This window comes from Streptomyces sp. NPDC048696, from assembly GCF_043198895.1.
In the GTDB taxonomy this organism is placed as follows: domain Bacteria; phylum Actinomycetota; class Actinomycetes; order Streptomycetales; family Streptomycetaceae; genus Streptomyces.
On record NZ_JBICVJ010000029.1, the window covers coordinates 51417 to 61103 of the forward strand.

General features: G+C 72.1%; 9 protein-coding genes. 6 read left to right on the top strand and 3 right to left on the bottom strand.

Going from position 1 to position 9687, the window contains the following annotated elements:
• Positions 1-86: 86 nt before the first annotated feature.
• Positions 87-1505, bottom strand: coding sequence for a HEAT repeat domain-containing protein (locus ACGFRG_RS35120; RefSeq protein ID WP_393270632.1), 1419 nt, complete (start codon positions 1503-1505; stop codon positions 87-89).
• A 257-nt stretch (positions 1506-1762) separates the two neighbouring features.
• Positions 1763-2155, bottom strand: a complete 393-nt coding sequence (locus ACGFRG_RS35125) for an ankyrin repeat domain-containing protein (protein WP_393270635.1) — start codon at positions 2153-2155, stop codon at positions 1763-1765.
• Between the two features lie 323 nt (positions 2156-2478).
• Here ACGFRG_RS35125 and ACGFRG_RS35130 point away from each other — a divergent pair, with 323 nt between their 5' ends.
• Positions 2479-2673: a hypothetical protein gene (locus ACGFRG_RS35130; protein ID WP_361428308.1), complete on the top strand. Its 195-nt coding sequence runs from the start codon at positions 2479-2481 to the stop codon at positions 2671-2673.
• A gap of 37 nt (positions 2674-2710) precedes the next feature.
• A complete protein-coding gene (locus ACGFRG_RS35135; protein WP_361428306.1) occupies positions 2711-4267 on the top strand; it encodes a hypothetical protein in 1557 nt (518 codons plus the stop codon).
• Between the two features lie 115 nt (positions 4268-4382).
• Here ACGFRG_RS35135 and ACGFRG_RS35140 read toward each other — a convergent pair whose 3' ends face one another.
• Complete coding sequence (locus tag ACGFRG_RS35140; RefSeq protein ID WP_361428304.1) at positions 4383-5882, bottom strand: PLP-dependent aminotransferase family protein; 1500 nt, start codon at positions 5880-5882, stop codon at positions 4383-4385.
• A gap of 103 nt (positions 5883-5985) precedes the next feature.
• Here ACGFRG_RS35140 and ACGFRG_RS35145 point away from each other — a divergent pair, with 103 nt between their 5' ends.
• The 4 genes from ACGFRG_RS35145 (at position 5986) to ACGFRG_RS35160 (ending at position 9431) form a co-directional block, all read left to right on the top strand.
• On the top strand, positions 5986-6633 hold the full coding sequence (locus tag ACGFRG_RS35145; protein ID WP_361428302.1) for a hypothetical protein: 648 nt from the start codon (positions 5986-5988) through the stop codon (positions 6631-6633).
• Entirely contained in the window at positions 6630-7394 is a 765-nt protein-coding gene (locus tag ACGFRG_RS35150; RefSeq protein ID WP_361428300.1) for a glycerophosphodiester phosphodiesterase, read from the top strand. The genes ACGFRG_RS35145 and ACGFRG_RS35150 overlap by 4 nt, the downstream gene beginning before the upstream one ends.
• Positions 7395-7452: 58 nt before the next feature.
• Positions 7453-8802, top strand: a complete 1350-nt coding sequence (locus ACGFRG_RS35155) for an MFS transporter (protein ID WP_393270639.1) — start codon at positions 7453-7455, stop codon at positions 8800-8802.
• A gap of 254 nt (positions 8803-9056) precedes the next feature.
• Positions 9057-9431: an RNA polymerase-binding protein RbpA gene (locus ACGFRG_RS35160; RefSeq protein ID WP_067155573.1), complete on the top strand. Its 375-nt coding sequence runs from the start codon at positions 9057-9059 to the stop codon at positions 9429-9431.
• The last annotated feature ends 256 nt before the right edge of the window (positions 9432-9687 follow it).

A 9687-nucleotide genomic window follows, 5' to 3' on the forward strand; every position in this document is an offset into this window, starting at 1 on the left:
TGTTCTCGTCGGCGCCGGGGTGGCCCCGCCGTCTTCGATCTTTCCGCCCGGGGAACGTCCCATGAGCGTTTCGGACAGCGTGTCTTTCAGACAGCCGGCATGTCCGGACCCATCCGGTTGTGGATCGCGTCCTGTACCTCGGCCTCCTCGGCCGGGTCGTCCGCCAGCCGTCGCAGCCGCTCCGCCACGCGCGCGTCCACGAGCTCGGCGTGCTGGGCGGCCACTTCCCTGGTGGTCTCCTCGCAGTCCCACAGGCACTCGACGGCGAAGCCGGTGGCGAAGGAGGGGTCGGTGGCGGCGAGCGCGCGGGCGGTGCGGCCGCGCAGCTGGGAGGAGGCCGTCTCCCGGTAGACGTGCCGCAGTACGGGTGCGGCGCAGCTGATGCCCAGGCGCTCGGCGCCGTCGACGAGGGGGCGCAGCAGGGGCGCGTCCGGCCCTTCGGAGCGCACGCACTCCCGCAGCGCGCCGAGCACCAGCTGGGCGTCGTCGGCCTCGCCCCGGCAGGCCAGCACACCGGCGGCGGCGGCGCCGAGCGCGTCGGGCCGGTGCACCCAGCCGCGCGCCCGGTCGACGGCCTCGGGCCCGCACATCCGCTGGAAGGCCTGGACGGCGGCCTCGGCGACGGTCGGTGAACCGGTGCTCACGGCGGCCTCGACCAGATCCAGGACGGCCGGGTCACGCGACTCGGCGAGGTAGTGCAGGGCGGCGCAGCGGGCGCCGTCGGAGCCTGCGGCGGCCGCCTCGACGATCGCCGCGCGGTCGTCGGGTCCGGCCACCGCGCCCAGGCAGCGGGCGGCGGGAAGCGACAGGTCGGCGCCGCGCTCCCGGCCCTCCTCGGCCCAGTGCAGGACCGCCGCGACGCTCCAGCCGGGGCGGGGCCCGGACGGCCGCATCTGGCGCTGCCATCGGTCGAAGGACCCGGCTTCCTGGGCGGCGCGCACGCGCGCGCCCACCGCGTCCCGGGTGTCCTCGGCCCACAGCCGCCAGGGCCGGGGCTCGAAGGCGTCGCGGACGGTGGCGGCGAGTTCGGCGTCGCCCTCGGGGGTGCCGGGGAACCGGGCGAGGACGGAGTCGGCGAGGGCGCGCAGCCCGGCGTCGTCGTCCCGCAGCGCGAGCTCGTCCAGGGCCCAGCCCCAGTTGGCGCCGTGCACGGCGTAGCGGCGCAGCAGCAGGAGGGCGTCGTCCCTGCCGTAGGAGGCGAGGTGGCCGAGGACCGCGAGCGCGAGCCCGGTGCGGTGCTCGTCGGCGTCCAGGACGTCCCCGGCGCCGAACAGATGGGCCTCGATCTCGTCGAGTCCGCCGTCGAGATCCAGGTAGAGGCGCGCGTAGTACAGGGAGCGGTTCTCCACCTGCCAGTCGTGGCGGGGGTCGCTCAGTACACAGTGGTTCAGGGCCGCCAGGGCTTCTGGGCGGGGGGCGGCGAGCGCGTGCAGGGTGCCGTCGCCGCGGCCCCTCTGCAGCAGGCCGAGCAGCGTACCGCTCGGCGCTATGACTGGATCAAACATGGAAATAGCCTCACATCAAGCTGTCGACGCAACCGGGATTCGTGCCGTGCCCTAGTAGGCCGCGCGCCAACATGTTCGGCCGTCCGTCGTCTTCCGCTTGTTGTGAGCCATCTTCCTGCCTCTCTTCGTGTCCCCCGATGTAAGGACCCTGCCCCTGGTGAAGGGGCTCGTCGTCATGATGACCCAGGCATTTCGCCACCGCGACCACATTTACGAGCCCCTCTCACCAGGTACGCAGGGGGCACCCGGCGCAAACCTCAGCGTTCGCCGAAGAGTGCGAGCAGTTCCGTCTTGCCGAACATGCGTGCGGTGTCCAGTGCGGACGGCGTCCCGGCGGAAGGATCGGCTCCGCCTGCCAGCAGCGCCTCGATCACCGCCTGCTCGCCCTTGAAGACCGCACCCGCGAGCGGGGTCTGGCCGCGGTCGTTGGGGCGGTCGGCCTCGGCGCCGCGCGCGAGGAGCGCGGACACCGTCTCCGCGTGCCCGTGGTAGGCGGCGAGCATGACGAGCGTGTCGCCCTTCTCATTGGTGAGGTCGGGCGAGACCCCGGCGTCGACGTACGCGGCGAGCGCCTCGCTGTCGCCCCGGCGCGCCAGATCGAAGATCTTGGTCGCCAGCTCGACCACCTCGGGATCGAGGGCATCGCTCATCGGACGGACCGCCTTTCACACCGCTGCGGCGCCGCTCGCGACGCCGGTGACCTGGCCCGTACGGCACCGGCGCCGTACGAGTGAATCGACAGGGTACTGCCCGTCGGGCGACATGAGGCGGCCCGCCCGGGGGCAGAGCTCACGGCGGGTGACGGCGGCCCGTCCGGCGGCCGCACAGTGTCCCGCTCCCGACCCCGTTCCGTATCCGCCACTCCAGTGAAAATCGCAGAATTTCACTCGATTGCAGCTTTTATCACATAGATACTTCCTGTGATCCTGGAAGAACTCATGGTGACTGTCCCCATCAACCAGGAGAACTTCTCATGATCCTGTCCATCTCCGGCGTCGTCCTGCTGGGCATCATCACCTTCCTCTTCTTCAAGAAGGACGGCCTCAAGCCGTCGCACGCCCTGGTCTGCTCGCTCTTCGGCTTCTACCTCGCGGGCACGGCCATCGCCCCGAGCATCAAGGCCGGCGGCGCGAGCCTCGCGAGCCTGCTGGGCGGGATCAAGTTCTGACCTGCCGCAGTCCCCATCACCCCCACAGGAGACCGACGTGGCCCGGCGACCGCTTCCCCGCATTCTGAGCAGCACCAGCGTCCCGATCGCCCGCAGCCGCGAGATCGCGCGCACGGCCGCCGACAGTGCCACCGACGTCCTCCATCCGCTCATCACCATCAGCCGCGGCCTGCGGCGGATCGCCGCCGGACTGCGGGGCCGGTGGGCCGCCACGCCCAAGGAACGGCGTGGTCCCGCGCTGTTCCTGGTGGCGGCCGTCGTCCTGGTGGTCGCGCTCATCCCGTACGGGCCGCTGCTCGCCCTGATCACGGTGATGGCCGCGGCCGCCTGGCAGGGCCGCGAGCGCACCCCGGTGAAGACGGGGCCCGACGACGCGGAGCTGGGCCGTCTCAAGGCCCTCTACGAGGCTCTGGTGCCCTACTTCTCGGTACCGGAAGACCCCAGTCCGCTCTTCGCCCACGGCGGGGACTGGACGGCGGCCTTCAGTGAGTACGCGTTCGACGACGCGGGCCGGATCACCCACCTCCTCATCCGCTACCCCGCGTACTTCATGGACGGCGAGCCCGAGTGCCGCGCCCGGATCGAGCAGTTGCTGCACGCCAAGTCGGGCCGCGGCCGGGAGTACCGGTTCGACTGGGACGAGGAGGGCAACCAGCTGGTCGTGCGCGTCCTGGACGCGCTCTCCACCTCGATCGCCGCCCAGCACTTCGTCGTCGGCCCCGGCGAGACGGTCCTCGGCTTCACCGACGCCGACGCGGTGCAGCGGACCGTGCCGGTCGTCGACGGCGAGGTCGGGCGGGACGCGCCGCCGGTCGTGTGGCGCACCGGCCCGCGCTCCACCGAGCCGCATCTGCTGGCCGTGGGCGAGCCGGGCAGCGGCACCACGACCCTGCTGCGTTCCATCGCGCTCCAGGCGCTCCAGCACGGTGATGTGCTCATTGTCGAGGGCAGCGGCACCGGCGAGTACGCCTGTCTGACCGGGCGCAGAGGAGTGCTCGCCGTGGAGTGCGGGCTCGCGGGGGCGCTCGCCACCCTGGAGTGGGCCGCGCACGAGACCGAGCGCCGGCTCATCTGTGCCAACCGCGCCCGCCAGGCCGGCCATCCGACCCCCGACGACATCAAGCGGCCGCTGTGGATCCTGCTCGACCGGCCCAGCGTCTTCGGCCACCTCGCGGCCGCCGACGGCCGCCCCGACCCGCAGCAGCTGCTCCAGACCCCGCTGCGGCACGGGCGCGCGGCGGGTGTGACGGTGGTGGTCGCCGAGCAGTTCGACAGCCTGGACGCGCTGTCCGAGCCGGTGCGCACGCATACGCGCGCGCGGGTCGTGCTCGGCCCGTCCACCACCGACCGCACCGAGTCGGTACTCGGCGCGCCCCCGCACACCACCCCGCTCTGCGCCGTACCGCCCGGCCGCGGCTACGCCCGCCTCGGCACCGGCCCGGTGCTGCGCCTCCAGGTCCCGGCGACCCCGGACCCGTACGACGACGCGACGAGCGAGGCACACCGCCAGGCCGTGATGGAGCTGCTGCCGGAGCGTGAGCTGCCGGTGGAGGCGGTCCCCCGCGAGCAGGAGGCCGTACCGGCGGAGGGCTGAGGCATAGCTGAGCCATAGCGGGGCGCGGGGCCGTGACATATGCGGCTCCGCCGCGCGGGCGCGAGCAGCCCGGCACGGTCCGCAGCCGAACGATGACCGCGCTGCCCGCGGAGCGCTACGCCACGAACGTGCGCGGCGACTCGCCCCCGTTGCTCGCGCCCTTCTCCACCAGCCGGGCCGCCGCCGCGAGCCGCGCGGCCGCTTCCTCGGCGACCGGGCCGCTCACCGTGAACGGCAGCCGTACGTACCCCTCGAAGGCGCCGTCGACGCCGAACCGGGGGCCGGACGGGACGCGTACGCCGACCCGCTCCCCCACCTCCGCCAGGCGCGAGCCCGACACGCCTCCCGTGCGCACCCAGAGCGTGAGGCCGCCCACCGGCACCTCGAACTCCCACTCCGGCAGCTCCCGGCGCACCGCCGCGACCAGCGCGTCACGGTTCTCCCGGGCCTGGGCGCGGCGCAGGTCGACGGCCTGCTCCCAACCGCCCGTGGCCATCAGCCAGTTGACGGCGAGCTGTTCCAGGACGGGTGTACCGAGGTCGGCGTAGGCGCGGGCCGCGACCAGGGAGCGGATGACGTCGGGGGCCGCGCGCACCCAGCCGATGCGCATGCCCGCCCAGAACGCCTTGCTCGCCGAGCCCACGGTCAGCACGGTCGAGCCCGCCGGGTCGAACGCGCAGACCGGGCGCGGCATGTCGATGTCGTCGTCGAGCCAGAGCTCGGACATGGTCTCGTCGACGACCAGTACCGTGCCGGCCGAGCGGGCCGCGTCGACGAGCGCGCGGCGCTGGTCCTCGTCGGCGAGCGCCCCGGTCGGGTTGTGGAAGTCCGCGACGACATAGGCGAGCCGGGGCGCGGAGTCCCGCAGCACCTGCCGCCAGCGGGGCAGGTCCCAGCCGCTCAGCCCCTCGGCCATGGCGACCGGCACCAGCCGGGCCCCGGCCTCGCGCATCAGCTGCAGGATGTTGGCGTACGAGGGCGACTCCACGGCGATCCGCTCGCCGCGCCCGGCAAAGAGGTGACAGATGGCGTCGATGGCGCCCATCGCGCCGGTGGTGACCATGATCTGCTCGGGCATCGTCGGGATGCCGCGCGCGGTGTAGCGCTCGGCGAGCATCTGGCGCAGTGCGGGCAGCCCGGCCGGGTAGTCGCCGTGCGTGTGCGCGTACGGCGGCAGCTCCTCCAGGGCGCCCTGGACCGACCGGGTCAGCCAGGGCTCGGGCGCGGGCAGCGCCGCGCAGCCCAGGTCGATCATGGACCCCAGTGACTCCGGCGGCAGCGGTTCCAGGCCGCGCGCGGGCAGCGGATTGCCCGCCGGGACCGCGGTCCAGCTGCCGGCGCCCCGGCGGGACTCCAGGAACCCCTCGGAGCGCAGCGCCTCGTAGGCGGCGGCGACGGTGGTGCGGCTGACGGAGAGCGCGAGCGCGAGTTCGCGCTCGGCGGGCAGCCGGGCGGCCACCGGAACCCGCCCTTCCAGGACCAGGAGCCGGATCCCGTCGGCGAGTGCCCGATAGGCGGGCGGCTTGCGCGCGCCCGCTCCCGCCGGACGGGGCTGCTGAGCGTTGAGCTGACGGGCGAGCTGTGCCGGCCCGACCGCCGAGGTCCACTGCGCCATGAAAGTCAGTCCACCTTCCCCGAATTGGCCATGGTTGTGATTGCTTTCCCAGCCACAGAGTGTCACGAGTCGGTCCACTACCACCAGACAGGGGGGCATTCACGTGTCCACGCAACTCACCCGAAGGCTGCTCCAGCTCTACATCGGCCTCGCGCTGTACGGCATCAGCGCGGCGCTGCTGGTGCGCAGCGGTCTCGGGCTCGAACCGTGGGGCGTGCTGAACCAGGGGGTCGCCGAGCGCGCCGGGCTCAGCATGGGAACCGTCTCGATCATCATCGGCGCGCTGGTGCTGCTGCTGTGGATCCCGATCCGGCAGCGGCCCGGCCTCGGCACGGTCTCCAACGTGTTCGCCATCGGCCTCTCGATGGACGCCACCCTGTCCCTGGTGCCGGACATGCACGGACTGCCCGCCGAGATCTCGATGATGGTCACGGGCATCGTCCTGAACGGCGGGGCGACCGGCCTGTACATCGCGGCCCGGTTCGGCCCCGGCCCGCGCGACGGTCTGATGACCGGGCTGCACCGGGCGACGGGCCGCTCCATCCGGCTGGTGCGTACCTCGATCGAGGTCGTCGTGGTGGCCACCGGATTCCTGCTCGGCGGCACGGTCGGCGTCGGCACGGTCGTCTACGCCCTGGCCATCGGGCCGCTCGCCCAGTTCTTCCTGCGCCTGTTCGCCGTGCCCGAGCGGCCCGCGGAACCGGTCGTGGTCACGGCGCCGACACCGGAGCGGGCGATACTGCCCGGGTGACTCGCGTACGCCATCCCTACCTTGACCACCCGACGCCGATCGCCTTCGCCCACCGGGGCGGGTCGGCGGACGGCATCGAGAACACCGCCGCCGCCTTCGCCCGGGCGGCGGCGGCCGGTTTCCGCTACTTCGAGACCGATGTGCACACCACTGTCGACGGCCGTCTGGTCGCCTTCCACGACGCCACCCTGGACCGGGTGACGGACGCGGTGGGCCGCATCGCCGATCTGCCGTGGGCCGAGGTCTCCCAGGCGCGGGTGGCGGGCCGCGAGCCGCTGCCGCTCTTCGAGGACCTGCTCGACACCTTCCCCGACGCCCGCTGGAACGTCGACCTGAAGAGCGGGTCGGCGCTCGTCCCGCTCATCGAGCTGATCCGCCGGACCGGTTCCTGGGACCGGGTGTGCGTGGGCTCGTTCTCGGAGGCGCGCGTCGCCCGCGCCCGGCAGCTGGCGGGCCCGCGCCTGGCCACCTCGTACGGAGTGCGGGGCGTGGCCGCGCTGCGGCTGCGCTCGCTCGGTGTGCCCGCGCCGCTGCGGCGCAGCGCGGTGTGCGCGCAGGTGCCCGAGTCCCAGAACGGGATCAAGGTGGTCGACCGTCGCTTCGTACGGACCGCGCACGCCCTGGGCCTGCAGGTTCACGTATGGACAATCAATGATCCCGATCGGATGACGAAACTCCTGGATCTCGGGGTCGATGGCATCATGACCGATCATCTGGAGACGCTGCGCAAGGTACTGACCGACCGGGGAGTCGTGTTCTGACACCCCGCGCGCGCCCGACGGGGACGAGTGAAGGGGCGCGGGTTTGACCGCCGAGACCATGGGCCGGGCCGCCGAGGCGGCGCCGGACACCGACCGCCGCCGCGAGCAACGCGGCTGGTATTTCTACGACTTCGCGTGCTCGGTCTACTCCACGACCGTACTGACCGTCTTCCTCGGCCCGTATCTCACCGCGATCGCCAAGGACGCCGCCGACGCGGACGGCTTCGTCCACCCGCTGGGCGTCCCGGTCCGCGCCGGCTCGCTCTTCGCGTACGCGGTCTCGGCCTCGGTGATCCTCGCGGTGGTGCTGATGCCGATGGTGGGCGCGGCCGCGGACCGCAGCGGCCGCAAGAAGCCGCTGCTCGCGGCGGCCGCGTACACCGGGGCGGCCGCGACCACGGGCATGTTCTTCCTGGACGGCCACCGCTATCTGCTCGGCGCGGTGCTCCTGATCGTCGCCAATGCCGCGCTCTCGGTCTCGATGGTGCTCTACAACGCCTATCTGCCGCAGATCGCCGGGCCCGAGGAGCGCGACGAGGTCTCCTCGCGCGGCTGGGCCTTCGGCTACACCGCGGGCGCCTCCGTACTGGTCCTGAACCTGATCCTCTACTCCGGCCATGACAGCTTCGGGCTCTCGGAGGGCGCGGCCGTGCGGATCTGTCTCGCCTCGGCGGGGGTGTGGTGGGGCGCCTTCACGCTCGTACCGCTGCGGCGGCTGCGCGACCGGGGCGTACCCCCCGGGCACACACCGGCCGAGGGCCGGGTCGGCGCCGGGTGGCGCCAGCTGATCTCGACGCTGCGCGACATGCGCGCGCGTCCGCTGACGCTGGCCTTCCTCTTCGCGTATCTGATCTACAACGACGGCGTGCAGACGGTGATCTCGCAGGCCTCGCTCTACGGCTCCGAGGAGCTGGGGCTCGGCCAGAACACGCTGATCGTCGCCGTGCTGCTGGTGCAGGTCCTGGCGATCGCGGGGGCGCTCGGGATGGGCCGCCTCGCGCGGACCTACGGCGCCAAGCGCACGATCCTGGGCTCGCTGGCGGTGTGGGCAGGGATCCTGGGCACCGGCTTCTTCCTGCCCGCGCACTCGCCTGTCCTCTTCTTCCTGCTGGCGGCGGCCATCGGGACCGTGCTGGGCGGCAGCCAGGCGCTGTCGCGGTCGCTTTTCTCACACCTGGTGCCCAGCGGCAAGGAGGCCGAATACTTCTCGGCCTACGAGATGAGCGACCGCGGGCTGAGCTGGCTGGGGCCACTGGTGTTCGGCCTCGCGTACCAGCTGACCGGGAGCTACCGGGATGCGATCATCTCTCTCGTACTGTTCTTCGGCGTAGGTTTCGCGCTGCTCGCCCGGGTGCCGGTGCGGGCCGCCATCGAGGCCGCCGGGAACCCCGTTCCGGCGCGGATTTAGACGTTGAAGTGAAAGGCCGGTAGTGTACGCCTTTGGCCTGCCAGGCGGACCGTTACTGCGTGCTCAAGTAGTGAAGACGCTGGGTGACATCTGCTGCCAGATGTGACAAACCGGGCACTGGTGGGTACAACAAGGGGCGGCACGACGGCGACACATGACCCACAACGGGAATCTTTAACGCCGACCGGACGTTGACCGGATGACGACGACAGCGACACCTGTCCTGTGGGCGACAAGCCCGGGAGGCACGATTCATGAGTGAGCGAGCTCTTCGCGGCACGCGCCTCGTGGTGACCAGCTACGAGACCGACCGCGGCATCGATCTGGCCCCGCGCCAGGCGGTGGAGTACGCATGCGAGAACGGACATCGATTCGAGATGCCGTTCTCGGTGGAGGCGGACATCCCGCCGGAGTGGGAGTGCAAGGCGTGTGGCGCCATGGCACTCCTGGTGGACGGCGAAGGTCCCGAAGAGAAGAAGGGCAAGCCCGCGCGTACGCACTGGGACATGCTCATGGAGCGGCGCACGCGTGAGGAACTGGAGGAGGTTCTGGCCGAGAGGCTGGAGGTTCTCCGTTCCGGCGCGATGAACATTGCCGTGCATCCGCGCGACAGCCGTAAGTCCGCGTAGGCGCGCAAGCGCTCCGGCGGACCTGGGAGTTGAGGGCCGGCCACACCGTTTCGGTGTGGCCGGCCCTCGGCGTTTCCGGGCGGCGTCTGGGCTAGGGCCTGTCCGGTGGATCTGGCCGCCTTCGGTGCGGGCCGCCGTTTCGGTGCTGGTGAGCGGGGGGCTGGTGCTTCCCCAAGCTCTCAACCTCGTTCGAGCAGGGGAGACCCCAATGCTGCAAGGCGGAGGAGGGCGGCGACGCGTGGGGGTGCCCCCTGGT